We start from the raw sequence: 25,910 nt of genomic DNA, 5'->3' as shown, positions 1-25,910 counted from the left end.
CGGTATTTAACTGTTTCTGATGCACAGGGATAAAAGCCATAGCCATCCCGACCGGGTTGTTACAACAACCAGCCCCATGTGCGGGCCATTGTCGGGGATACGTTATTGGTTACCAAAGTCATATAAATATGCGCTTGCGCCGCCAAATGTATATGATTCAATTTTTTTGTATTTCAATTTATCTAATGTACCAATTATAAATTTTTCTGCATCCGTACCTTCATAACTTAGCAAAAGCCAATTTTTACCTTTCAATAGTTTCAACTGGTTTATATAGTTATTTCGGTCCGGGTCGTAAAATCCATAAGTAACAGGATTCTTTAGGTTCATAAACCGGGTTTGGTTATAATATGTAAAAGCCGGCACTAAATCATAGTAAACATACACCCGCTGGTTATCTTCCAGCCTGGATTTGATAAAATTAATGCTCTGTTTTATCTCCGTATGCACCATTGGGAAAGAATTAAAGTAAACGAAGGAGCAAAAATAGATGGGTATAACTACCACAACAGGTGCCAGCTTCGCAAGTACTTTAGGTTTTACTATGCCTGCCAGCTTTACCCTGCAAAAATCGAATCCAAAAGCTATTGTGATAATAAAAATTGGATACAGATACAATATCAGGCGCTTATCAAAAGGATACATTTTGAGCCCGGATAGTGCTAAATGCACCATAATTGGCAATGTGATGAGCATGATACTGCCAAATGCTTTTCTGCTGTATAAATTAAAAATGCCAGTTAAAAATAGTAAAGGAAAAAAAATCTTCCCAAGGTTGCCATACCCGAACAAAAAGTAAAAAATCATCTGGCTTTTTGCGAAAAGGAAAAGATAAAAACTCCGGCTTAATGGGTTTAGGGGAAGGAACGCCTGCTCTCTTGACCAATACCCTACCATATAATCTCTTGTTGGGTGATTTAGGATGAAGGAAAAATAATATATTCCAAACGTTATTGACCATGTTAAAAATACATAGATAATACCCGGATGCCATGCCTTTTTTTTGTAACTATTAAAAATGAGGTATAAGCCAAATGTAAATAATATGATAATGGAGATGTTTGATAAAAAGATAGATACCGCGCCAACAATAGCCAGGGTAATGTACCTGTTGAAATCGCGCTTATAGGTTTTTAGTAAACAATAATATAGCACATTGGCAACCAGTACATCGCTCATATACTGCTTAACCTCACTTGAATAGTAAAGTAAAACAGAATTAAATACAAATAACGATAAAGCAAAAATATGTGTTGCGCGATTTTTAAACGCAATTTTAAGAATCTGATATAAAAAGAATATGGAGGCTATAAAACTCAATAAAGGGAACAACCTTAATCCGTATTCGGTTCCTGAAATAAAATAAAAGGTGAAATGCTCAATTTCCAAAAACAACAAAGGGGCAACCTGGGCAAGATCTAACGGTTTAAGTAATTTAGCAGGGCTTTTATGGATAATATTTAAAGATAATGTAGCTTCATCATTCCATAAACTTCTGTTGTAAAGAAACTGGTAAACGGATAATAATACCCCCAGTGAGATAATAAAGAAGATCAAAAGTTTAAACAGGCCCGGTTTATTCATGCTTGAAAGTTAACAAAATTCAGTGTACCTGCCTGAAGGTGCTGATATAAAATATACCTTTTGTAACCCCAAACGTCCCGATTAATGATTTTGCCGGTTTTGAGAGGAGGCGGTAGAATGCAATAATCGGATGCCTAAAGGAAGGATAGCAGCTTTGCCGGTTGTGTTTTTTTATTTTACCATTTGAAGTTACCATCCATGAATTTTTGGTACCCATAATAGGCAGATGCTTAAATATAACGTTGTTGCCTGGAAATAAAAAAGCGCCCGTATAAACAGGCGCTTTAACTGTTAATAATAAGGCGTCAGTTAGGTGGTAATAGTTTTATTAACTTGTGCAGTATCCAGTACCAAATTAAACAGGTCTTGCTTAACCTGCCTGAATTCGCGGGTAAGGTTGGTCATAAAATAGGCCAGCTTTACCTGGGTAGGCGCAAGTGCATCGGTATCTTCGGGTATAATATCTTCAGACATGAGTTCCAGCAGCCTTACCTGTCTTGTCAGCAACTCTTCAACTTCTGTATCCTGGAGGTGTTTTAAAGCTTTCCCGGCGGCAATTAATTTATGGATATGATTGGCATCCTGCAAATTGGCAATATGCTTATCCAATAACCTTTGCAGGAACGATGTTTCTATCTTAAAAAACTCAAGATCGGATAACCAGCGCCGCGCTATTACGTAGTACTGTAAAGAACGTGCAGACATTGATGTGGTAGATTGCATATTTAATTTACTAATTATTTAAGATTGCATTATTGCTTCGCCGGTAAAATTAGCCGGCCTTTTATACATAAAAAATGATCGTGGTCATCTTTAAGTTAATTAAGAGCACGCTCAAACAACCATTTAATTGGTTTAGGCTTAGCTTTTGCTTTCAGGCCATATTGTTTAATGCTTTTTTCTTTGATAAGGTTTACAGCCTCTTCAATATCATCGGTAACCAGGCAAAGGCTGGCGTCAAGTTCGCCTATTGTGGCGTTCTCTTTCATAACCTGTATATGCTTAACCAGTTCTTTGTGGTATTCTGTACCGAAAATGATTACCGGAAAATTGTTTATTTTATGTGTTTGGATAAGGGTAAGCGCTTCAAAATATTCATCTAAAGTGCCGTAGCCGCCAGGCATCACTATAAATGCAAACGAGTATTTTACCAGTAAAACCTTACGCAAAAAAAAGTGCTTCATGTACACCCACTTATCCAGGTAGGGATTGGGTTTTTGTTCAACTGGCAGCTGAATATTACAGCCAACCGAGCGGCCCCCAACGTCTTTGGCGCCACGGTTGGCAGCTTCCATCAATCCGGGGCCGCCACCCGTAAGAATAGTAAAACCAAGCCTGGCAAATTCGCCGGCCGCCTTCCTGGTAAGCTGGTAGTAAGGGTGATCTTCCGGGTACCTGGCCGATCCGAAAACGGTTATACACGGGCCAATAAAATGCAGGGCCCTAACGCCGTGTATCAGATCGGCCATGGTTTTAAACGTAAATTTGAGTTCGCTTAACCTTGATTGCGGGCCTTCAAGAAATTGTATCTCTGCATTATTCATGTTTATTTTTATTAGGTTAATATCCATCAAATACAACGTAAAGGTTTAAGTTATTTATTGCTCAAAACATGACAACGAACATTATAGTACATGTTTGTTGTCAGTTTACCGGGCGGCCGGGCCAGGCACTATAGCGTAAACGAATAAAAAATGATCATCGTCACATTTATACATGAAAACAATTATATTTTAATCGGCTGTTTATGCTAATATTTGTGATGTTTATCAGTTTATGGAAAACACCTGTATATGGAAAATGCGGCCTTACTAAAAGCTATTATTGAAAACGCTATTGATGGTATAATAACTATCAACGGACGGGGCATCGTAGAAACGATTAACCCTTCGGCTTGCAAGCTGTTTTTGTGTACGCCGGAAGATGTTATTGGCAAAAATATATCGGTACTGATGCCGCAGCCATATAAGGCACAACATGACGAGTACATCCACCGTTATCAACAAACAAACGATCCTCATATTATAGGCATTGGACGGGAGGTTACAGGTTTGCGAACAGATGGTACAACCTTCCCCTTCAGACTTGCAGTAAGCGAAGTTGATTTTGCCGGCAGAAAGATTTACGCCGGTTTTATACACGACCTTTCAAGGGAAAAAGAAGCCGAGGAGCAGTTGCGGGATTATGCCGCCCACCTGGAAGATTTGGTTGAGCAGCGTACACAAACACTTAAAAATACAGTAGGCGCACTGCAACAGGCAAAAGAAGAGGTGAGTGTTTCGCTTGAAAAAGAGAAGGAACTGGGGCATTTAAAAAGCCGTTTTGTATCTATGGCCTCGCACGAGTTCAGGACGCCTTTAAGCGCCGTGCAGCTATCGGCGTCGCTAATAGAAAAATATGCCCAGCCTTATGATAATGCCAACATCCGCAAGCATGTAGCAAAAATTAAAAACGCGGTTGGCAATTTAACAACCATCCTTAACGATTTTCTGTCGCTTGAGAAATTGGAGGCCGGCCGGGTTGAGCCAACCTGTACACCGTTTGACCTGGTGAAATTTTCGGAAGAAATAACCGAAGAGCTGCAAATGGTTGCCAAGCAAAACCAAAGTATTATTTATCAGCACACCGGCACGCGCAGTATAGTAAACCTCGACCCTAACCTGCTTAAAAATTGTGTTATTAACCTGATGTCAAATGCCATCAAATATTCGGGCGAGAATACTTTTATCGAGTTTAATACCGAAATTGCCGATAGCAACTGTATTATAACTATAAAAGATAACGGCATTGGCATACCTGATACCGATCAGAAACATTTGTTTGAGGCATTTTTTCGTGCGCATAATACGGGCAATATTCCCGGTACGGGATTGGGCCTTAATATTGTTGCACGCTATACCAGTTTAATGAATGGCCGTGTTGAGTTTAAAAGCAATATTAACCAGGGTACATTGTTCACAATAACTTTTCCAATATCATGAATAAAAAAGTTTTGATCATTGAAGATAATAACGACATCCGCGAAAACGTGGTTGAAATTCTGGAGCTTGCCAACTACCAGGTTTTTGATGCCAATAATGGCAAAAAAGGGGTAGAGATTGCCGTAAAAGAGTTACCGGATATTATTTTATGCGATATCATGATGCCCGAACTGGACGGTTATGGCGTATTATATATGCTGAACAAAAACCCGGAAACAGCCGCCATTCCTTTTATATTTTTAACGGCTAAAGCCGAAAGGCTGGATTTGCGTAAAGGCATGGAAATGGGCGCTGATGATTACCTTACCAAGCCTTTTGATGACATGGAACTTTTAAATGCTATTGAAAGCCGGTTGAAGAAAAAAGAACTGCACGAAACCTTTTACAGTAAATCGTTAGACAGGCTGGGCGGCCTGATAGCAAAAAATGACGGCCTGGCCGAATTAAGGAAGATAATCAGCGAGCGTAAAAGCCGCCATTTTAAAAAGAACCAGGTAATTTATTACGAGAGTGATAAAGGTAACGGCCTTTACCTTGTAATAACCGGCCGTATAAAAACAATAAAACTTGCCGAGGACGGACGCGAACTGATGACTGGTATTTACGTTGGTGAAGATTACCTGGGTATTAATGCTATTTTATCTAACGAGCCCTATTCAGATACGGCCACTGCGCTTGAAGATAGCACACTTTGCCTTATCCCTAAAGACCAGATAGATCACTTGCTGAGCCATTACCCCGAAGTGGCCCGGGAATTTATAAAGTTACTTGCCAATGATATTCGTGATAAAGAAGATCAGTTGATGCAGCTGGCTTATCACTCGGTACGTAAAAGAATGGCCGAAGCGTTATGCCGACTGCACCGGCAGCATGCGGATAATGAGGGGATTAAAATTACCCGCGAAGACCTGGCCGCCATGGCCGGCATGGCTACCGAAACGGTAAGCCGCACGCTGTCTGACTTTAAAGACGAAGGAATAATAGAAAAAAAAGGCAGCCTGATTACAATTCTTCAGCCCGAAAAGTTATCTAAAATGAAAAACTGATAATAATCATTTATTGAGTTGATAGTGCTCATTCTATTGCTGCTTATGCAATTGTAGTTTTGTTTTTATAAACAAGATACGATGAAAGCGGTAGCCTACAGTATAAAACCTTTCGAAAAAGAATACCTGGCCAAGGCCAATCAAAAAAAGCACGATATCACCCTGATTTCAAATCCATTGGGGCCCGATACTGCTGTTTATGCCGAAGGTAAAGATGCTGTTATTGTATTTACCAATGATGATGTTTCGTCCGTTGTAATAGGAAAACTGGCTGCACTTGGGGTAAAATATATCGTTACCCGATCGTCCGGTACCGATCATATCGATAAAGATGCCGCCGCCGCGCATCATATAAAAATTGCAAACGTACCTTCTTATTCGCCGCAAGCCATTGCCGAGCATGCCGTAGCTATGGCCTTTGCCCTTAACAGGCAGGTTGTGAAGGCCGATCAGCATAGCCACGCGTTTGATTTCAGGAACGACGGCCTCATCGGCTTTAACTTTGCCGGAAAAACCGTAGGGATAATAGGATTAGGTAATACCGGCCGGGCCGCGGCGGCTGTTTATCATGGGCTGGCCTGCAACGTTATTGGCTACGACCCATTTTTTCCGGCCGATGAAATTTACGCTAAACCGGTATCGCTTGATTATTTACTGCAAAATGCAGATATCATAACCCTGCACGTTCCGTTAATGACAGGAACAAAGCATTTGATAAACGCCGAAAGTATTTCGAAAATGAAAAACGGCGTGATGCTGATAAATACCTCGCGCGGCTTGCTTATTAATACCGCCGATGCGCTTTCGGCAATTGAAAGCGGCAAAATAGGATACCTGGGTATTGATGTGTATGAATTTGAGAAAGGTTTATTTTTTGAAGACCATCAAAAAGATGCTGTAAAAGATCCTTTGCTAAATAAGCTGATGGAGCATCCCAATGTGCTGGTAACCCCGCACCAGGCATATCTTACCCGCGAGGCATTGCAGGAAATTGCCAACTCAACCATATCAAGCCTTGATTTGTGGCAGCAAAATAAATGCGTAGGCAAAGCCTGCGCATGTTCAAAAGAATGCCGGAAAACGGTAACCAACAACATAACGACAGACGTTAATAATGGAAAATAAATCGCTCCTGCTAACTGATAAATATAATGTAGCTGTTCCGCGCTACACCAGTTATCCAACAATGCCTTATTGGGATGCCAATACCTTTAGCCCCGAATTGTGGCAGCAATCGGTTAAATTTTCGTTTACAGAAAGCCATGCCCAATCGGGCATCAGTTTATATATTCATTTACCTTATTGCGAAAGCCTGTGTACCTATTGCGGCTGCAATACCCGTATCACCAAAAACCACAGGGTGGAGGAACCTTACATAGCGGCTGTTTTAAAAGAATGGGCTATTTATTTAGCAATGTTTAACGATATGCCCGTAATAAGGGAAATTCACCTGGGCGGGGGTACACCTACTTTTTTTGCCCCCAAAAACCTGCAAATGCTGATAAATGGCATTATTAAAAAAGCCAAAGTTCATCCTGATGCCGAATTTAGTTTTGAGGCGCACCCGGCAAATACAACGGTCGATCATCTGCAGGTTTTGTATGATCTTGGTTTCAGGAGGCTTTCATTGGGGATACAGGATTTTGATCCTAAGGTGCAGTTTATCATCAACCGGCATCAAACCGCCGACCAGGTAATGGCCGTAACCCAGCAGGCCCGCCGGATAGGTTATACATCAGTCAATTACGATTTAATATACGGACTGCCTTTGCAAACTTTGGCCGGCCTTGCCGATACTATGAACAAAGTTGCCTTATTCAGGCCGGATAGGATTGCTTTTTACAGTTATGCCCACGTGCCATGGATAAAACCCGGCCAAAGGCGTTTTACCGAGCGTGACCTGCCCGATGCCGCCGCCAAAACCAAACTGCACGAAACCGGCAGGGCTTTGCTAATGCACTACGGCTACCATGAAATTGGTATGGATCATTTTGCACTGCCTGGCGATGAGCTTTTACACGCAGAACAAAATGGCAAACTGCATCGTAATTTTATGGGGTACACCCACCAGCATACACAGTTGCAAATTGGCTTGGGCGTATCATCTATAAGCGATTCATGGTATGCTTTTGCCCAAAATGTAAAAACGGTTGACGAGTACCTGCAACTTACAACTGCAGGGCAACTGCCGGTGTTTAAAGGCCATATTTTAACTGCAGAGGATTTGATTGTAAGGAAACATATCCTGAACATTATGTGCAAAGGCCAAACAGTGTGGAACCATCATGGCCAGCCTTGCGCTGCCGTAGCTGATGGCCTGGAGCGATTAAATGCCCTGGCAGATGACGGCCTGGTTGAACTAACTGCCCTGGGGATGACTGTTACCGAAATTGGCAAACGCTACCTGCGCAATATTTGTATGTGCCTTGATGCCCGCCTATGGGCCGATAAACCTGCGTCGCAGCTGTTTAGTATGGCTATATAAATATTGAGTGTCAATTAATTAAAAACAAAATGTCATTTCGACGAATCTGAAGGGGATTGTGTACAGGGGGAGAGGAGAAACTATCTCTTGAGCGCAGCGAAAAATCTTTTACACCCTGCATTCCACGAAGCATTGTAAGTATAGCAGGGCGTAAAAGATTTCTTTTTCGCGCCCTGCTCTTTTCCCTCCCTTGCTCTATCGAAATGACATTTTTTGTTGAAAAGATGTTGGTACACGGTAGCTTTATGCATTAATTCATTGCCGTTGGCTTCAGCCTGATTTTCGCATTCTGCCTTAAGCTTATGTCCATAGTATTTTTTAGCCCAAATAAAAACCAGGTAACTTTTAGGTTCCTGGCTTTTGTTTGGATTATGATGTTGATTTTTGGGGCGATATTTTATGGTTTGGCTATCTCTAATACAACGCGGCCGTCAATTTTGCCGGCTTTCATATCGTCAAACACCGTGTTGATATCCTCTAATTTAGCGGCGTGTACCGTTGCTTTAACCTTGCCCTCAACTGCAAACGCAATGGCTTCTTCCATATCTTTACGGGTACCAACTATTGATCCTCTTACGGTATAGCGGTTAAGCACGGTTTCAAATATCGGCAGGTCAAAGGCACCTTTGGGCAAGCCGTTAAGCGCTATGGTACCTTTGCGGCGCAGCGCCGATATCCCCTGGCTAAAAGCTATTGGCGATACTGCCGTAACCAAAACACCATGCATACCGCCGGTTTCTTTTTGCAGGTACGCGCCGGGATCTTGTTCTTTAGCATTAACAATCAGTTCGGCGCCTAATTTTTGGGCAAGTGCCAGTTTATCATCAGCAACATCAATTGCCGCCACGTGCATGCCCATGGCCTTGGCATATTGTACAGCAAGGTGGCCTAAGCCGCCAACGCCGGATATAGCTACCCATTCGCCAGGTTTCACTTCCGTTTCTTTTAATCCTTTATACACCGTTACACCGGCACAAATAATAGGCGCCATCTCGGTAAAATTAATGCCCGCAGGGAAGTGCGCCACATAACGCGGATCGGCCAAAACGTACTCGGCAAAGCCGCCATCTACACTGTAGCCGCCGTTTTGCTGGGTTCCGCAAAGGGTTTCCCAGCCTGTAATACAAAACTCGCAACAGCCGCAGGCGCTGTGCAGCCAGGGCACACCTACAATATCTCCTTCTTTTACGTTCTTCACCTCGGCGCCCAGGGCCACAACATAGCCAATAGCTTCATGACCCGGAATAAGGGGGAGTTTGGGTTTTACCGGCCAGTCGCCATTGCAGGCGTGCAAGTCGGTGTGGCAAACACCACAGGAAATTACTTTAACCAATATCTGGTTTGCGTTCGGGGTTTTAACCTCCACGTCTTCAATTTGTAGTGGTGCGCCAAACTCACGTATTACGGCTGCTTTCATTTTTTGAGGTATCATAGGTATATTAAATAGTAAACACAATAAGCATCAGGGCATGAAGCGCTATGCTTGCAGCAAACAGGGTAAGCAAGGTTTTAATGCCGGCGCCGCCCATACCCGCAATAATGTTGGCAAAAAATAACGTTAAGGTTACAACCAAAACAAGTATAGGGGCGTTAAAATAATATAACAATATGGCGGGTACCGGTAAAAAAAATACACCCTGAAAAACCAGTGATACCAGAAACCATAATGTTTTACTATCGGCCTGGCTATTTACAAAGGTGTTCCATTTGTAAGTTAAACTTTGGGTGTTTTTTTCTGTTGTTGGTTTGGTGGTCCATTGGACACGGGTACTCATTGTAGTTTCCATGATTCAATTTATTTTTATACCGCAAATATCCCTGGAATTAACAGGGAGCACCATGACAACAGGCACTGCAAAAAGTGATGATCGTCACACCATGGGTGTTTGGAGGAAATAAAAAGGAGGGGGTGTGCGATTCGTTATTGGGGGAAGGAGGTATATCACATGGCGACTAAGACTCACCCGACATCGCTGCGCTTGTCACCCTCTCTTCACCTGCGGTGGAAAGAGGGGCTTGAATGCTGAATATCAATATATTATATAGAAAAAATAAATAATAAATTTTCAAGCCCCTCTTTCCGGGGAAGCCGAAGAGAGGGTGGCGGGCGTAGCCTCACCGGGTGAGTCTCGGCCAGCGTTCAAAGTCGATGTTTGACTAAACATGGTACCAGTAGGATGTAAAAAAATTACAGTAGCCCGTTGGAAGTAATTAAAAAATATTCGATTGCAGTATTTAAATCGGCCCTTTCAAACGGCCTTGCATACTCCGGTAATATTGCTTAACCGCAATGCGAAAAATATCATACAACAAGGTGTATATTAATATGATAACAGGGACGAAAAAACAATAAAAATGCAGCCAGCGAAAAATATAGGCACCTGCCAACGCGCCGCACATAAAAAAGAGGATAATAGCCATGCGTAATTTTATTTTAGCTTTTAAGGCTGTCCTATCCTCTGCTTTACGCCTGAAAAGCTGGGCGAGTTCAATTCCAAGGTCGGTAAATGTACCGGTAAGGTGGGTGGTACGTACAACCGAACCCGACACCATTGATACAAGCGCGTTTTGCAGCCCCATGGCAAATAGCAGGCTACCGGCAAATATTTCTTTTCCCACTAAGCTATGATCATACCGGTGGCCCAATAGTGCAACGCTGAGCAGTATGGTAGTTTCAATTAAAATAGGTATTACGTAAGAATAACGCTGATTTTTGCCTATCCGGGAAATAATAAAACTCGACACAAATGCTCCGGCTAAAAAAAGGAACATCCATAAGGCAATTACCCGGGCTGTTTTCCAGTTTTGCAGGGCAATTTGCTCGGCAAATAGTGCCGCATGCCCTGTTACATTGGTGGTAAGCACGCTAAAGCCAAGAAGACCGGCTGCATTTACAAAACCTGCAGTAAGCCCAAGCAGCGAAGCAAGTTTTACGTTATGCTTGTACGTTCTTTTATTACCCAGGTGTCTCAGCATTTGTTATAAATAAGTCTTAAGTACTAAGCCCGAAGCCTTAAGTTCTGAGCTTGAATTGTCATTTTTGACTTAGAACTTAAAACTTTCGACTAAGAACTATCCTAACGGCAATTGTTTATTTCCTGCGATTGTGTAGCAGGGCTTAGGTAGGGGATGTTTAAACCCAACCCGCGCAGCACAAACCACAACCCTAAACATACCATTAGGTAAGGCATGGCTTTATTAATACGGTTGCGAACCCGCGGCCCGATAAAACCCATACTTACCGTGGCCAGTAGCATTAACGGAAAAGTACCTATCCCGAACCAGAACATATACTGCGCGGATGAATAGGGCGAACTTGTATTTACCGCGCCAATAAGGGCCAGGTATACAAAGCCGCAGGGCAGGAAACCGTTAAGCAAACCTACCGCGAAATGACCTGCCTTATGTTTCAGCGCGAAACCTATAAGCTTGTTAATTGGGGCCAACATTTTGGGCATCAGCTTACTTTGGCTAAACTTAATTTTAAACATACGCGAAAAGCCGGCCATGATAATTAATAAGCCGCTTATTATACTGACACTTTGTTGTAAACCGGCCAGCCAAAGCTGCCTGCCCAATAAGCCTATCAGCAAACCCAGCAGGGTATAAGTAATAACGCGCCCGGCGTTGTATACAAATTTATCAACCACTACCATCCACCACTGCGAATGAAACGATGGTACTGCAAAAGCAAGCGGGCCGCACATGCCAATGCAGTGCACGCTGCCAAACAGGCCAATAAAAAAAGCTACCTGGTTGCTGCTCATTCTATATCTACTTCCTTTTCGTACAGGTACAATTTTCGGTCGCTCTTCCATTCCAATACCATATTCCAACGGCCTTTAACAAGAGCAGCAGCATCGAGATTGGCAGTTTTGCCGAGTTCGGTGTTTATGGAGAAGGTTTTATCGAGCGCCTGGCTGGAAGGGCGAATGAATTTAACGCTGCCTGTTGCGGGCGCTATAAAGGTTATGCTTACCTGTTTGCCGTTTATGCGTATTACCGGTTGGGCATGGTCTGTAACAACCTGTTTTTCTTTTGCATAATCTTTATCAAAATTAAGCCCTTTTTCATAATAATGGTGGTCATATTCATCGGCTGGTAAAGCAAACATTTTTACGCACATAAATATGATAAACAGCATGAACATGGCCATGCCCGCAATTAATCCTTTTCCCCAATTCATCTTTTTAATCATTTGGTGGCCCTACAAACGCTGTACTGACCGTTTGAATTACTTTGTTATTTAATACCAGGTTGATTTTGACATCCGTTTTTGCCGATTTGATATGCGTGGCCGGGATCATCAGGAAAAACACGGTTTTAACCGAGCTTCCGGCAGCTATTTTTCCGGGTGTCTGGATGTATTTTATCTTTATAGCCGGATCGTTAGGTTGTATGGTAATATCGCGGCTTTGGTTTGATTTGTTTATAACCTCGGCATTATAAATATTACTTATAATACCATTTTTTTGTTCCTGGTACAACATGCCGGCGCTGCGCATAACCGCAAGGTCCATATCGCCCCTGCTGAAAATGAAGTAACAAAGCACCGTCATTAAAACAATAATGATTCCGCTATAGCCCATCATCCTGCCGGTAAACGACGGTTTCTGCTGCTTGTGGATCATGTTTTCCGAGTAAAATCCAATCAAGTTAAGCGGTTTATGGATTTTATCCATTACCTCGTTGCAAACATCAATACACGCAGTACAGTTAATACATTCCATTTGTGTGCCCTGCCTTATATCTATGCCGGTAGGGCATACAGATACGCACAGGCCACAATCTACGCAATCGCCTTTTTTGGGGCCATTATTGGCTGTTTTTGAAAGCTTTCCCCTTGGTTCTCCGCGCACCTCATCATAGGCTACCACCAGGGTATCCCTATCCAGTAGTACACCTTGCAGGCGTCCGTAGGGGCATGCTACCGTACAAACCAGCTCCCTTACCTGGCTGTAAACCAGGTAAAAAACAATAGTAAAAACCCAGATGCTTAAAAAGCCAACCAGGTGCAGCTGTACCGGTTCGGTTATTATTTTAAATAATACATCGCTGCCTACAAGGTAAGCTAAAAAGGTGTTAGCTATCAGGAACGAGAATATGATGAACAGCAAATGTTTGCTCCCCTTTTTCAGTATTTTTTCTTTGGTCCAGGGGCCTGCGTCTAATTTTTTTTGTTTGCTGCCATCTCCTTCAATCCAGTTCTCAATCTTTCTGAAAAACATTTCCATAAAGATGGTTTGCGGACAAATCCAGCCGCAAAAAACACGGCCGAAAGCGATAGTAAACAATACCACGCACACCACAAATACCAGCGATGCCAAAACAAACAGGAAGATATCCTGGGGCCAGAAAACCTGCCCCAGGATAACAAAATGCCTCTCCATAAAATTCAGCAGCAGCAATGGTTGCCCGTTGATCCTGATAAGCGGGCCTGCAAAAAATAGCAGCAGGTAGCCATAGCTAATCCACGAGCGCCATTTATATAGTTTTCCTTTACGGATTAGCGGGTATATCCACTTGCGCTTATTCGTCTCTTTCGCTACCAGTAATCCGTCCATGGTTATTTATTTGCTGCAAGTTTATCGTCTGTATCGGTCTCTTTTGTTCCCTGCGGCTCTTTTGCGCCAGCGGGGTGAGTACCGTGTAATGATTTAACGTAGTTGGCCACATCGGCAATTTGCTTTGGCGATAATTGTTTTTCCCAGGTTGGCATCCCTTTGGCAAGCACTCCGTATTTAATGGTTTTAAACAAATCGTTTATTTTGCTGCCGTGCAGCCAAAAATCATCTGTAAGGTTGGGGCCAACATTTCCCTGGGCATGATCGCCGTGACAAGCAACGCAATTGGTTTTAAATATCCCCTCGCCAGCTGCAAGTACCGCCGGATCTTTCACCAGTTTTACCGTGTTTTCATCAACCCGGTTGGCGGCTTTGCTCAGGAACGCCTTTTTTTCGATGTCGGCCTGTGCCATTTCTGTTTTATACTCGGCATATTGCAACTGCCCGGTTTTAAATACATGGTAGTTAAGCAGGTAGCCTGCTCCAAAAATAATGGTGCCATAAAAAAGATACATAAACCAGCCGGGTATTGGGTTGTCAAGTTCCTGTATGCCATCGTAATCATGCTGTATAAGGAGTTCATGTTCCTCTTCCAGGGGCCTGAGTGAAAGAAGCTTTTGCCAAACTTCTGCTTTTGGTTTCCTGGCTTTCTTTTCCTTAACAGGGTTCATTTGCTCGGCTATTTCGGCTTCTGATAATCCCTGCTGTTTAAGCATTACACGTGCTAAAACGTTAAAGGTTTTTACCAGTACCAGCATAGCTATTAAAAAAAGCAGCAACATGCCAACAACAACTCCATAAGCAATATAATTCATTACATCACCCGGAATAAGACCATCAGCCATAACGGGCTGAATAAATAATACAAATGCTGATATTAATATAATGCGTTGGTACTTCATGACTGAAAAGGTTGTTGATCTGTTAAACTATCTTCTAATGGCAAATCGCTCATATATTGAACATGTGGCTTCCTGATGCGAATGAGCATAATGGTTACTACAATAAAAAACACAAAGAATATCCCCAACGAGAACAGCAGGTATGCCTGGTTTGCGTTGATGTTTTCTGTAAATTGCTTAAACATGATGGTGATTATTTATTGGCAGTTTTGTTTGCTTTAATGTCTGTTCCTAACCGTTGCAGGTAAGCAATTAGGGCGATGATTTCCTTGTTGCTTTTAACCTTAATGTGGTCGGCATAAAGGTTGTCCCTAATTTCTTTTTCCTGTTTTTCGAGGTCCTGGTTAGCTATGTTTTCATAACCTGCCGGATATGGTACACCTAATTTGCGCATAGCGTTTATTTTTGCGCGGGTTGATGCCGTATCCAGGTTTTGGGTTATCAGCCAGTCGTAATTAGGCATGATGCTTCCCGGCGACATCAGGCGCGGATCCATCAGGTGATTGTAGTGCCATGCGTTACCATATTTTTGACCTTCGCGGGCCAGGTCGGGTCCGGTACGTTTCGATCCCCATAAAAACGGGTGATCGTACACAAATTCGCCGGCCTTGCTATATTCCCCATACCGTTCTGTTTCAGACCTGAAAGGGCGGATAGTTTGCGAGTGGCAGCCAACACAACCCTCGCGAATGTATAAGTCGCGGCCCTGAAGTTCAAGTGGTGTATAAGGTTTTACAGCGGCAATGGTTGGGATATTTGAAGATACAGTTAGCGTTGGCATCAGTTCGATAAAGGTGCCTACAAGGATAACCAACAGGGCAGCAATGAGCATTTGTATGGGTTTACGTTCCAGCCTGCGATGCCAGCTGTTTTCCCTCGCAATCATATGAACGGGCTCAAGTGGCATTGCCTGCGCTGCTTCATCGGCAACCAGCTTGCCTTGCAAGGCTGTGCGGGTAAGGTTATAAGCCATTACTATTACACCCAATAAATACATAGCGCCGCCTGCAGACCGCATCATGTGCATAGGCAATATCTGCAATGTAGACTCCAAAAAGTTTGGATATTTCAGCATGCCTTCGGCGGTAAACTCTTTCAGCATCAGGCTTTGTGTAAAACCGGCCCAGTACATGGGTATGGCATAAAATAGGATACCCAGTGTGCCTATCCAGAAGTGGAACGAAGCCATTTTTTTAGAGAACAACTCTGTTTTATAAATACGTGGGATTAACCAGTACAGGATAGCAAAGGTTAAGAAACCATTCCAGCCTAAAGCGCCAACGTGCACGTGTGCAATAATCCAGTCGCTAAAGTGCGCTATACCGTTTACTTGTTTAAGCGAAAGCATAGGGCCTTCAAAAGTGGCCATACCGTAGGCGGTTAAACCTACAACCATAAATTTAAGGATCACATCGTCCCTTACCTTATCCCATGAACCGCGCAGGGTTAATAATCCGTTTATCATACCGCCCCAGCTTGGCGCTATCAGCATTATAGAAAAAGCTACACCTAATGATTGTGCCCAGCCGGGTAAGGTGGTATATAAAAGGTGGTGAGGGCCGGCCCATATGTAGATAAATATAAGCGCCCAAAAGTGCAGGATACTTAATTTATAGGAGTAAATAGGGCGGTTGGCCATTTTGGGCAAAAAGTAATACATCATACCCAGGTAAGGGGTGGTCAGGAAAAACGCAACAGCATTGTGGCCATACCACCATTGCACTAATGCATCCTGAACGCCGGCATAAACCATATAGCTTTTAAATGCAGATACCGGTAACTCAAATGAGTTTACAATGTGTAACACGGCTATGGTAACAAAAGTGGCTATGTAAAACCAAATGGCTACGTATAAATGTCTTTCGCGGCGTTTAAATATGGTGCCAAACATGTTCCAGCCAAACACCACCCAAATTACGGTGATGGCAATATCTATAGGCCATTCCAGTTCGGCATATTCATGTGATGTAGTTAAACCTAAGGGAAGTGTAATAACTGCCGATAAAATAATAAGCTGCCATCCCCAAAAATGGATTTGGCTAAGTACATCGCTAAACATCCTTGCTTTGAGCAGGCGTTGCAGCGAATAATAAACGCCCATAAAAATGGCATTGCCCACAAAGGCAAATATTACCGCATTGGTATGTAACGGACGGATACGACCGTATGTAGTGTACTGGTTACCCATGTTGGCGGCCGGGTGATAAAGCTGAATGGCTACAATTAAGCCTACAGTCATGCCGATTATCCCCCAGATTACGGTAGCGATACCAAAATTCCGGACGATTTTGTTGTCATAGTAAAATTTTTCGGGCTGCATAAAATGTTATCTTTTTATGGGTGTAAAATTATTGAAGTGCAATGGGTGACAGAATGATGACAGTTTGCTTTAAAAGTGATTAGCATCACTTTTTATCGGCTTCAGCATCGTCATCATCAAGCAGGATACGCATAGATGGTGTGTACAGGTCATCATTTTGACCGCTGCGCTGCGCCCAGAAAAAGGCGGCTAAAAATATCAGCGCGAGCAAAACGCTGCAGCCAATTAAAAAATAAATGATGTTCATATGAGTTTTCGTTTTTTGGCTGCAAAATGGGTTGCCAGCGTAGTAAATGAAATAATGGTAACAGTACTCAATGGCATTAATATGGCGGCTATTAAAGGAGATAAATGACCGGTAACCGCGTAACTAAGGCCTATGATATTGTAAGTAAGGGAGATGAGGAACGACAGGCGGATAACGTTTACCGTATCCCTGGCAAAGCGAAGGAAAGCTGGCAGTTTGCTAAATGATTTTCCATCTAAAATAGCATCACAGCCCGGCGAAAAGTTGTTTACATCGTCTGTAACCGCTATCCCGGCATCGCTTTGTTTTAGTGCACCCGAATCATTTAATCCATCGCCCAGCATTAAAACTTGTTTCCCTTTTTGCTGAAGCGCTTTTATAAACTCCAGCTTATCCTGGGGCGACTGGTTAAAATGCATGGCTTTATCTGCCTTAAAAAATTGTACCAGGTCTGTACGTTCATGATCATGATCGCCTGAAAGCAAAAACAGGTCATAGTTATTAGTTAGCGAGCCGATGTTTTCCATCCCCGCCCTGTATTCCTGCGCAAATTGAAAATACCCCAGGTAATGGTTATTAATCATTATATGCACACTGGTATTGCGCACGCCACCTTCGGCAAAGCCAAATACGAAGGCCCCGCTACCCATGCGTAAAGTATTGCTTTCTACAGTTGCTGTAATTCCCTTACCGGGAATCTCTTTATAATCTGCTACCGGCAGCTTTTTATAGTCGCCTAAAAATTGACAGATCATTCGGCTTAGGGGATGTATCGAGTTACGGCAGGCACTGTATATCAACTGTTTTTGTTTTTCGGTAAGCTGGCCTTGTATTACTACGCTTTTGCTGTTACCTGTTGATATAGTGCCGGTTTTATCCATTACAATAGTGTCAATGGCGGCCAGTTGTTCAACAATCCGGGTATTTTTAAGGTAAAAAAGGTTCCTGTCAAATATGCTTAGTGCCGCGGCCATGGTAAAGGGCGTGCTTAGGGCAAGGGCGCAGGGGCAGGCAATTATAAGTACGGCAGTAAAAGCATCAATTCCCCGCCGGTAATCGGTAAATAGCCAAGCCAATAATGCCCCAAATGCAATAATCAGCAGCGCTATTGTAAAGTATTTGCTAATTGTTTCACTAAAGGTCTTCGTTCTGCTATCCTGTTTCCGGGTAAAAGCTTCGTTATTCCAAAGCTGTGTAAGGTAGCTTTGCGATACCGGCTTCACTACTTCCAGCTCAATGGCATCGCCGGTTTGCCGCCCTCCCGCGTAAATAATTTCGCCCCATGTTTTATTTACAGGGATTGCTTCGCCGGTAACAAAACTAAAATCAATGAGCGCATCTCCTTTTAGCAGGATAGCATCAGCCGGAATAATTTCATTATGGCGTATCAATATCCTTTGGCCGGTAACAAGCTGTGCCAGGGGTATAGGTTTTTCAGTATCGCCGGTTAATACCTGTACTGCAACGGGAAAAAATGAGCGGTAGTCGCGCTCGAACGAAATATGGTGATATGTTTTTTGCTGTACAAATTTGCCCACCAGTAAAAAGAAAACCAGGCCGCAAAGGGTATCGGCATATCCGGCCCCGGTATGGGCTAATACTTCGGCTACGGTGCGAATGAAAAGTACAGCGATGCCCAGCGCTAATGGAAAATCAATATTGAGGGTCCTGGCTTTTAAATTATTAAAGGCAGAAACAAAATAATCGCGACCACAAAAAAATACCACGGGCAATGTGAATACTATATTCAGGTAGCCAAAAAAATGTTTAAAAGTTTGCTCAAAGGCCGAAAGGCCAAAATATTCGGGAAAGCTTAGCAACATAACATTGCCAAAGCAAAAACCGGCCACAGCTATTTTTTGAACCAGGTTGCCTTTATTGGCTGAGTTTTGCTTTTTGATAACATCCTGCAGGCTGATTAATGGTTCGTAACCGATATCATAAAGCAACTCTACCAACTGTTGCAAGCTGCAAATACGATGATCAAAACGTACTATTAATTGCTTTTTTAAAAAGTCGACCCTGGAGTAATGTATGGCAGGGTTAAACCTGTTTAATTGTTCAAGCAGCCACAAACACGAGCTGCAATGAATGTGAGGTATATATAAAGTGATGATAGTGATATGCTCATCGGTATAATCCAACAAATCGTTAACTATAGATGATTCGCTTAAATAATCAAATCGTTTGCTAACCCGTGCCCGGGTTGCACCCGGGTGATCGTTGTAATTATAATAACTGCCAAGGCCGCTGCCTGCCAAAATCTGGTACACGCTTTTACAGCCCTGGCAGCAAAACTGTTTTTCATCTGCTACAAATGAGGTAGTTAAACATTCATCGCCGCAATGGTAGCATAATGTTTTAACAAGAATTGTGTCGTTCGTCATCTTTTTATTCTGGTTTATCAAAAGTCCATTTTCAGGGCGGGAGTTTAAATGATGGACGTTATGGGCTAAAGTGACCCTCGTCATTTTTTGGGAGCATGAACGCTGATAGATTTGTTGTTGATGAATAGGCCGGAAACTTTTGATGTTAGGATGATTGTTCCAGACACAACGCACGTTGATATTTTTGAAAAGCTAAGTGCGTTGGAGATTGGTCAATCAATAGTAATAAATCATGACCAAAACCCGCGGCCGCTTTATTTTCGTTTACTGGCAGAGTGTAAGTATGCGTTTGGCTGGGAAACACTGCATGATGGGCCCGAAGTTTGGCGTGTTCAGGTCACCCGGAAAACGGCCTGGGTAAATAATGAAACCATAGGCGATATAGTATCTAAAGATTACCGGCATGCCACGGTGTTTAAAAGGTTGGGCATTGACTTCAGCTGCAACGGAAAGAGGACGTTGGAAGAGGTTTGTCTTGATGATCATTTGGATATAAATGACCTGCGCCAGCAGCTGGCACAGTGCTTAAACCAGCCCATGATACAAACTATAAACCTATTAAGCTGGGCGCCTGCTTTTTTGTGCCGTTACCTTGTTAATCTAAATCACCAATACATCAAAATAAATACGCCATTCATAACCGAACTTGCCCAAAAAATGGCTGTTAGTTATGGAGAAAGCCATCCGCAGATTGGCCAGATTAGCACAATTTTTTTTAACGCGGGGAAGGTTTTGATGCATGATGTATCAATTGAAGAGTCCTCGTTGTTTCCGGATGTTGTAAAGCTATCAGAATGTTATGTTAAAGGACGTACGCTTGCAGAGGATGAAACGGGAGCTGTTTTAAGTGCTTTTTACGATATAATGGCTTCGCACGAAAAGATAGCAGCCGATTTTCGCCTTATCAGGCAGCTAACCAATAATTACCAGGTTCCACGTTATGTTTCTCCATCCTACAATATATTATACAAGCTTTTGCAGGACTATGAGGACGATTTGCTATTCAATTTTCATCTTGAAAACAATTTGCTTTTTCCTAAAGTGATAGCGATCCGCGATAAAATGCGATCAACCTAAATATTCCCTTAGTTACCTATTTATAAACACTGATGTCAAATAATTCTGCTCTTAAATATTTTATATTATGATTCACACATTTCATATCCCGGTTTTGGGCCTTGGTTACTCCATTGATACCCCGCTAAAAGTTGCCCGTTATGGCATATCGTCTGTTATATCTATTGTAGACGATGAGCTGATTGAAAGAATGCGGGCTTACCACAGCCAGCTAAATAATGAGCCCTATACCGCGATAACCAAAAAAGAACCTGATTACAGGGCAAAGCGGATTACCGCGTATCTCGACCTGGTTAACCTGTTGGCCTCGCGGCAGTTTGATCATTTGCGGGCCATGGACTTTGACAAAGGAAACGACCTTTGTCGGTATTTTGAGCTGCTGCCTGAGCAGTCAAGATTAAGGCAGGGGTATGACCTGATGCTCGATTATCCCGAAGGAATGCAAAAGAAATTATTTCAGCAAAGGCTGATTAAAGAGATGGAGCCGGGAAGCATTGATGTAAACATCATGTCGAAACTGGATAAAATGAATTACACCGCCAACGGCGATTACAGTGGTGATACCTTTACAGATGCCCTGGCAGCGTTGCGGGGCTTTGCGAATAGTAAACTCCGTTCGTCAATTATTTTATCGGCAGGTATGAACCCTCGTTTATATAGTTACCTGGAGGCTTTTCCCGTTTTTTTTCCTGACGATGACGGGCAGTTGACTAAAAAAGTTGTTTTAAAAGTAAGCGATTTCAGGTCGGCGTTCATACAGGCCAAATTTTTGGTTAAAAAAGGCTTGTGGGTATCTGAATTCAGGATAGAATCGGGCCTTAACTGCGGCGGGCATGCGTTTGCAACCGAGGGCTTTTTACTTGGGCCTATATTGGAGGAGTTTAAACAAAAAAGGCAGGAGATGCTTGACGAGCTGTTTAGTACTTACCAGGCCGTGTTGTTACAAAAGCAAATAGTTATAGCCCACCCACCAAAACAAAAGCTTACCGTACAGGGAGGTATTGGTACGGCGTATGAAAACCGTTTTTTGTTAGATTATTATGATATGGACGCTACCGGGTGGGGAAGTCCTTTTTTGCTGGTACCTGAAGTAACCAACGTTGATGAAAACACGCTTACCCAATTAGAAACCGCTACCGAAGATGATTTTTACCTAAGCGGATCATCGCCATTAGGGATTCAGTTCAATAACTTTAAAAAAAGTACCTCGGAAGAATTGAGAATGAGTCGTTTAGAAAGAGGCCGGCCTGGCAGCCCATGTACTAAAAAGTATTTGGTAAGCAATACCGAGTTTACCGAAACACCGATTTGTACGGCCTCAAGAGAGTATCAGCATTTGAAAATTGAACAGCTGCAAACCCTGGAACTTACAGCCGACGAATATGAGCAGCAGTACCAGGCAGTTACCGAAAAAATATGCCTGTGCGAGGGGCTTTGCGCATCTGCTTATATAAAATACGATTTGTTAAAACCAAGGGAAAATAAAGCGGTTGCCATTTGTCCGGGCCCTAACCTCGCTTATTTTTCTCGGGCTTACTCATTGGATGAAATGGTGCAACATATTTATGGCGCCACGGATTTGCTTGATAAAATAAAGCGGCCGCACATGTTTATAAAGGAATTGAACCTTTATATCGATTATCTTCAAAACGATTTACAATCGCAACTGAAAGATATCACCGAAAAAAAGAAGAAACAATTGAGCAAATTTAAGTTACAGCTGCAGGATGGAGTTGCCTATTACAAAGAATTGTTCGCCAGTTCGGCAAATCAAACATCTGGTATAGTGCAGGATTGGATAAATGATTTGACCACTTCAGAAGAGCAGTTGAGCGGAATAGCCATATAGTTATAGCCAAAGTGGAATATATGGGCAGCCCTTTTTTGTGAGGGCTGCCTTTTTATTTATTAAATGTTCAGGGCCTTTTAGGTAATACCATAACCGGGATGGTTATATGGTGGGTTACGTGGCTACTTTGGCCGCGTTTAAAAAAAGATATCATTTGTTCTTTCGGCTGTTTAGCAACGGCCAACAAGTCTGCCCGTTTATTGGCTTTTAGCCATTCCCAATCTTTTTGATGCTTTATATCGGGTACACTACGAAAGTATACGCCTCCGCAACGCAGGTCGGTATAAAGTTTGCGGTTAATTTCTTTTTCCGCAGCTTTTGTATCATTGTCGGCTGGCTTATTGTTCAGGTGAGCAACCATCAATTCGGCGTGGAAACCATCCATCAGGCTGCCAAGTTCTGCTATTGATAGGATATCTCCGGCGTCCAGGGTAGTGGCAAATGCCATTTTTTCAATATTGCGCAGCGGGGTGTTTTGAGGCACTACCAAAACGGGTACAGTTGTCCAGTCTATTATCCTGCAGCATGCGTCGCTCATTATAAAAGATGCCAAGTCATCAGTTTCAAGCGGGGCCATAACAATAAAGGCTATCTCCGTATCGTTTATGATTTCTGTCATCACATCTACCATATCCGTACTGCCGGTGTAAACAGATGTTTGCGGCATAAATGATCCCGGAAAAACCCGTTTCATTAAGTCGGCTTCCAATATTTCTGAAAACGCTGCCAGCTTGCTATCAATCATCAATTCTTCAGGATAATCCTCTCCGCTTAAAACCGGCTGCGCATGAAATATCGCCGGTACCAGTTGCAAGTGATAAAATTTAACATTAACCCTCATCTTTCTGGCAAGGTGTAACGCATACTTGGCCGCATGGGCAGATTTTTCTGAAAGGTCGGTCAAAACTGCTATCGTCTTCATTTAGTTATCTTTTAATACTGGAATAATTTTGCCGGATGCCATAATTCTTTCCGCATAGGTAAATAACTTATTTTTTGTTGCCTTTAAGGCATTCATAGCTTCGGTTAAGCCACTTGCCAGTTCACTATATTTTTCAATAAAATGAAGGTTCATCGCTTCTTTCTCATTACCTACAAACGGTTTAAGAAATACGAGAAATGCAGGTATATCGGATTTAAGACTATCGATTTTTTTTGCCTGTTTGGATACTTCCTGTTCAAATTCTTCCTTTTTTATCATCATATCAGGAGTAAGTTCAGCGTTGTTATATTTACAAAGAATGTTATTAAAAAAACGGATTTCATCCTCCATAAAACAAACATCTTTCATCCACTGGCCGGCTAAAATATAAAGCTCCTGTATTTCATCTTCTAACCCGGTATCGGGTGTTAACTTATTCATGGTGGTAATTTTTATTAAAGTAATTGTTAAGATTTTGCTGGTATTACTAATAAGGGCGATGCAATGTGCCCTGCCATTTTTTTAGTATGGCTGCCGGTAAACAGCGAGGCAAGTAAACCGCGATGGTGGTGCACCATAGCCAGCATATCAACATTCCCGTAGTTACATAACCAGTTAAGCCCGGTTTCGGTTGGGGCCTGTTTAATAATTAATGAACCTGTTTTAGCATATCCTGCAATTTGTTTAACCTCTTGCACCATTTCGGTCAGGTATAATCCTGCTTCGGCGGTGTCTTCGCCTTCGTGGCAAATGTGTATCAATTGTATGGTTGCATTTAATAAAGTTGCCAGCGGCAGTATGCCTGTAATGGTCGTAAAATCTTCGGCCTTATGTTTCATATCAAGTGCAATAGCAATGGTTTTAATATGGGTATACCTGAAGCCCGATGGGATAAGCAATAATGGGGTTGGTGTGGCATCAATCATATTGCGTGCATGGTTACCAAGCATTAAGCTGCTTATGCCCCCGGCGCCATGTGTTCCGGCAACTATCAAGTCAGCATGATCCTGCTCGGCCAGTGTTTTTAACACATCAGTAGCTGTGCCTGGTTGGGCCTTAAGGCTTATGTGGGGTTTAAAATCGCCATCGGCGTGTTGTGCTTCAAGTGCTTTTTTTAGCAGCTTTAGTTCGGCTAGTGCGCCTTCTTCAATAACGTGATATTCTTCCATAGGCCACACAATTACGCCAGCTTGCGGAATTTCGGCCGGGATTATCATCGCTGTACATATTTCTATATCGCTTTTGGTTTGCACTGCCAGTTTGTAACCAAAAATGGCGGCATTTTTAGCATTCTCTGAAAAATCGGTACCAATCAGTATTTTTTTCATGGCTTTTACGGTTTAATTATTTTTGAGTAAAGCTCAGGAAATGAGGGTGTTTAAAAAGTGACGCCTGTCACTTTTTATTATGATGCTATATCATTTGAAGCGCTAACCTGCACCTGTGGAATTGTTGTGGCGAAACTAATTTTGAACCCGAATGACTGATATCACCTATGATTATGCCCGCTGTCATTTATTATAATGCACAGCAAACTGATATTTGATAACAACTTAAAGTTTTGGTTATGAACACAATACTGGTGCCTACGGATTTTTCTCCCTGCGCGGTAAATGCAAGCCATTATGCTTTACAACTCGCCGCGGGGCTAAGGACCGGTGTACACATCTGTCATGCTATATTATTGCCTGTGCAAACATTGGTAGCCAATCCGGATGCTTGGGCAACAGCCGACTACTCGCACCTGGAAACAGCCACTATGGACGCCTTAAGCGTTACCGCGATTGAAATGGAGCATGAGATGGCGCGTGAACTTGCCCCTAACGCGGGCAATTTTAAACCCCATGTTGGTTATTCGTGCCAAATGGGTTTGGTAGCCGATGTGGTTGGCGAAATTGTTCAGGAAAGGCGGCTATCGTTGGTTGTAATGGGGATGTCGGGTGCGGGCGCATTGAGTAGGCTATTCATGGGCAGTAATAGCCGGTCGGTAATTGATCATGCAAAATTCCCGGTGCTGCTGGTGCCGCCTAAAGTTAAATTTAAACCCTTTAAAAAAATAGCTTTCACTACCGATATGCTGGCCGGAGATATTGATGTATTAAATTCCGTTGCCGAAATAGCCAGATATTTTAATGCCGAAATTTTGATAACACACATTACCAGCCAGGATAAGGATGCCCATTTGGATAATAAGCAGGTGAATAAATTTTTAAGTGATGTAACGGATAAAATTAACTACCCTAAAATTTACTACAGAAACATAAAAAGCGCCGATGTAGATCAGGGACTTGATTGGATATGTAAACATGGGCAAATTGATATGATTGCTACCGTGCACCGTCGACAAAATTTTTTAGAACGATTTTTTTCAGGTAGCTACACACAAAAACTTGCTAAGCATATCGGCATGCCCTTATTGGTTTATCCGGCAATTGCTGCGGTAAAATAATATTTAGCCGCTCCCGCTAATTCAAAACAACTTACCAACCGGGATAGTTGCGGTGGTTGGCTGTTACCTTTTATAAAACCAAAAATTGATAATTATT

The 25,910-nt window shown here is 42.6% G+C and carries 24 protein-coding genes; 7 read left to right on the top strand and 17 right to left on the bottom strand.

All coding sequences use genetic code 11. The features are described 5' to 3' along the window. Positions 1-102: 102 nt before the first annotated feature. The 3 genes from BMX56_RS28490 to BMX56_RS28475 all read right to left on the bottom strand — a co-directional run bounded on the left by BMX56_RS28490 (position 103) and on the right by BMX56_RS28475 (position 3,128). Positions 103-1,584 carry a glycosyltransferase family protein gene (locus tag BMX56_RS28490; protein WP_090653121.1) on the bottom strand — a complete coding sequence of 494 codons (1,482 nt, stop codon included), beginning with the start codon at positions 1,582-1,584 and terminating at the stop codon, positions 103-105. A gap of 309 nt (positions 1,585-1,893) precedes the next feature. Then, positions 1,894-2,289 carry a hypothetical protein gene (locus tag BMX56_RS28480; protein ID WP_090653119.1) on the bottom strand — a complete coding sequence of 132 codons (396 nt, stop codon included), beginning with the start codon at positions 2,287-2,289 and terminating at the stop codon, positions 1,894-1,896. Positions 2,290-2,402: 113 nt separating this feature from the next. Continuing rightward, positions 2,403-3,128, bottom strand: a complete 726-nt coding sequence (locus BMX56_RS28475; RefSeq protein ID WP_090653148.1) for an LOG family protein — start codon at positions 3,126-3,128, stop codon at positions 2,403-2,405. A 249-nt stretch (positions 3,129-3,377) separates the two neighbouring features. On the opposite strand from BMX56_RS28475, the gene BMX56_RS28470 reads away from it, so the two are divergent. From BMX56_RS28470 to hemN, 4 genes are all read left to right on the top strand, one after another. Next, entirely contained in the window at positions 3,378-4,565 is a 1,188-nt protein-coding gene (locus BMX56_RS28470; protein ID WP_090653118.1) for a PAS domain-containing sensor histidine kinase, read from the top strand. Further along, positions 4,562-5,611: a response regulator gene (locus tag BMX56_RS28465; RefSeq protein WP_090653117.1), complete on the top strand. Its 1,050-nt coding sequence runs from the start codon at positions 4,562-4,564 to the stop codon at positions 5,609-5,611. Before BMX56_RS28470 ends, BMX56_RS28465 begins: the two co-directional genes overlap by 4 nt. Positions 5,612-5,692: 81 nt before the next feature. Then, complete coding sequence (locus BMX56_RS28460; RefSeq protein ID WP_090653116.1) at positions 5,693-6,736, top strand: 2-hydroxyacid dehydrogenase; 1,044 nt, start codon at positions 5,693-5,695, stop codon at positions 6,734-6,736. Beyond that, positions 6,726-8,096: an oxygen-independent coproporphyrinogen III oxidase gene (hemN, locus tag BMX56_RS28455; RefSeq protein ID WP_090653115.1), complete on the top strand. Its 1,371-nt coding sequence runs from the start codon at positions 6,726-6,728 to the stop codon at positions 8,094-8,096. The genes BMX56_RS28460 and hemN overlap by 11 nt, the downstream gene beginning before the upstream one ends. Before the next feature lie 397 nt (positions 8,097-8,493). Here the strand turns inward: hemN and adhP are convergent, their stop codons facing one another. The 11 genes from adhP to BMX56_RS28400 form a co-directional block, all read right to left on the bottom strand. Continuing rightward, the gene (gene adhP / locus BMX56_RS28450) at positions 8,494-9,528 is read right to left on the bottom strand and encodes an alcohol dehydrogenase AdhP (protein ID WP_090653114.1); all 1,035 of its coding nucleotides are present in this window, start codon (positions 9,526-9,528) and stop codon (positions 8,494-8,496) included. A gap of 7 nt (positions 9,529-9,535) precedes the next feature. Further along, positions 9,536-9,883: a hypothetical protein gene (locus tag BMX56_RS28445; RefSeq protein ID WP_090653113.1), complete on the bottom strand. Its 348-nt coding sequence runs from the start codon at positions 9,881-9,883 to the stop codon at positions 9,536-9,538. A 448-nt stretch (positions 9,884-10,331) separates the two neighbouring features. Continuing rightward, complete coding sequence (locus BMX56_RS28440; protein ID WP_090653112.1) at positions 10,332-11,072, bottom strand: YoaK family protein; 741 nt, start codon at positions 11,070-11,072, stop codon at positions 10,332-10,334. A gap of 101 nt (positions 11,073-11,173) precedes the next feature. Then, on the bottom strand, positions 11,174-11,863 hold the full coding sequence (locus tag BMX56_RS28435) for a sulfite exporter TauE/SafE family protein (protein WP_090653111.1): 690 nt from the start codon (positions 11,861-11,863) through the stop codon (positions 11,174-11,176). Next, positions 11,860-12,282: a FixH family protein gene (locus BMX56_RS28430; protein ID WP_177183953.1), complete on the bottom strand. Its 423-nt coding sequence runs from the start codon at positions 12,280-12,282 to the stop codon at positions 11,860-11,862. Before BMX56_RS28430 ends, BMX56_RS28435 begins: the two co-directional genes overlap by 4 nt. Positions 12,283-12,286: 4 nt before the next feature. Continuing rightward, the gene (gene ccoG / locus BMX56_RS28425) at positions 12,287-13,660 is read right to left on the bottom strand and encodes a cytochrome c oxidase accessory protein CcoG (RefSeq protein ID WP_090653109.1); all 1,374 of its coding nucleotides are present in this window, start codon (positions 13,658-13,660) and stop codon (positions 12,287-12,289) included. 2 nt (positions 13,661-13,662) lie between these two features. Beyond that, complete coding sequence (locus BMX56_RS28420; RefSeq protein WP_090653108.1) at positions 13,663-14,562, bottom strand: cbb3-type cytochrome c oxidase N-terminal domain-containing protein; 900 nt, start codon at positions 14,560-14,562, stop codon at positions 13,663-13,665. Further along, positions 14,559-14,747: a hypothetical protein gene (locus tag BMX56_RS28415; protein WP_090653107.1), complete on the bottom strand. Its 189-nt coding sequence runs from the start codon at positions 14,745-14,747 to the stop codon at positions 14,559-14,561. The genes BMX56_RS28420 and BMX56_RS28415 overlap by 4 nt, the downstream gene beginning before the upstream one ends. Before the next feature lie 8 nt (positions 14,748-14,755). Continuing rightward, positions 14,756-16,882, bottom strand: coding sequence for a cytochrome-c oxidase, cbb3-type subunit I (gene ccoN, locus BMX56_RS28410; protein WP_090653106.1), 2,127 nt, complete (start codon positions 16,880-16,882; stop codon positions 14,756-14,758). 85 nt (positions 16,883-16,967) lie between these two features. Beyond that, positions 16,968-17,129: a cbb3-type cytochrome oxidase assembly protein CcoS gene (gene ccoS, locus BMX56_RS28405; RefSeq protein WP_090653105.1), complete on the bottom strand. Its 162-nt coding sequence runs from the start codon at positions 17,127-17,129 to the stop codon at positions 16,968-16,970. After that, positions 17,126-19,516, bottom strand: coding sequence for a heavy metal translocating P-type ATPase (locus BMX56_RS28400; RefSeq protein ID WP_090653104.1), 2,391 nt, complete (start codon positions 19,514-19,516; stop codon positions 17,126-17,128). The genes ccoS and BMX56_RS28400 overlap by 4 nt, the downstream gene beginning before the upstream one ends. A gap of 120 nt (positions 19,517-19,636) precedes the next feature. On the opposite strand from BMX56_RS28400, the gene BMX56_RS28395 reads away from it, so the two are divergent. Further along, positions 19,637-20,593, top strand: coding sequence for a DUF542 domain-containing protein (locus tag BMX56_RS28395; protein WP_090653103.1), 957 nt, complete (start codon positions 19,637-19,639; stop codon positions 20,591-20,593). A 67-nt stretch (positions 20,594-20,660) separates the two neighbouring features. Next, positions 20,661-22,442 (top strand): hypothetical protein, encoded by a 1,782-nt coding sequence (locus BMX56_RS28390; RefSeq protein ID WP_090653102.1) that lies wholly within the window; start codon positions 20,661-20,663, stop codon positions 22,440-22,442. A gap of 67 nt (positions 22,443-22,509) precedes the next feature. Here BMX56_RS28390 and BMX56_RS28385 read toward each other — a convergent pair whose 3' ends face one another. Genes BMX56_RS28385 through BMX56_RS28375 form a run of 3 tightly spaced genes read right to left on the bottom strand, consistent with a single transcriptional unit; the run spans position 22,510 to position 24,692 of the window. Further along, positions 22,510-23,364, bottom strand: a complete 855-nt coding sequence (locus BMX56_RS28385; RefSeq protein ID WP_090653101.1) for a universal stress protein — start codon at positions 23,362-23,364, stop codon at positions 22,510-22,512. Beyond that, the gene (locus BMX56_RS28380) at positions 23,365-23,805 is read right to left on the bottom strand and encodes a hypothetical protein (protein ID WP_090653100.1); all 441 of its coding nucleotides are present in this window, start codon (positions 23,803-23,805) and stop codon (positions 23,365-23,367) included. It abuts the gene before it with no gap. A gap of 26 nt (positions 23,806-23,831) precedes the next feature. Next, positions 23,832-24,692: a universal stress protein gene (locus BMX56_RS28375; protein ID WP_090653099.1), complete on the bottom strand. Its 861-nt coding sequence runs from the start codon at positions 24,690-24,692 to the stop codon at positions 23,832-23,834. 239 nt (positions 24,693-24,931) lie between these two features. Here BMX56_RS28375 and BMX56_RS28370 point away from each other — a divergent pair, with 239 nt between their 5' ends. Continuing rightward, positions 24,932-25,813: a universal stress protein gene (locus BMX56_RS28370; RefSeq protein ID WP_090653098.1), complete on the top strand. Its 882-nt coding sequence runs from the start codon at positions 24,932-24,934 to the stop codon at positions 25,811-25,813. Positions 25,814-25,910 lie beyond the last annotated feature (97 nt).

Origin of the sequence: Mucilaginibacter sp. OK283 (assembly GCF_900110415.1) — a bacterium.
Taxonomy (GTDB): Bacteria; Bacteroidota; Bacteroidia; order Sphingobacteriales; family Sphingobacteriaceae; genus Mucilaginibacter.
Note: the sequence above shows the minus strand (reverse complement) of the source record. Positions and strands in the feature narration are given on the sequence as shown.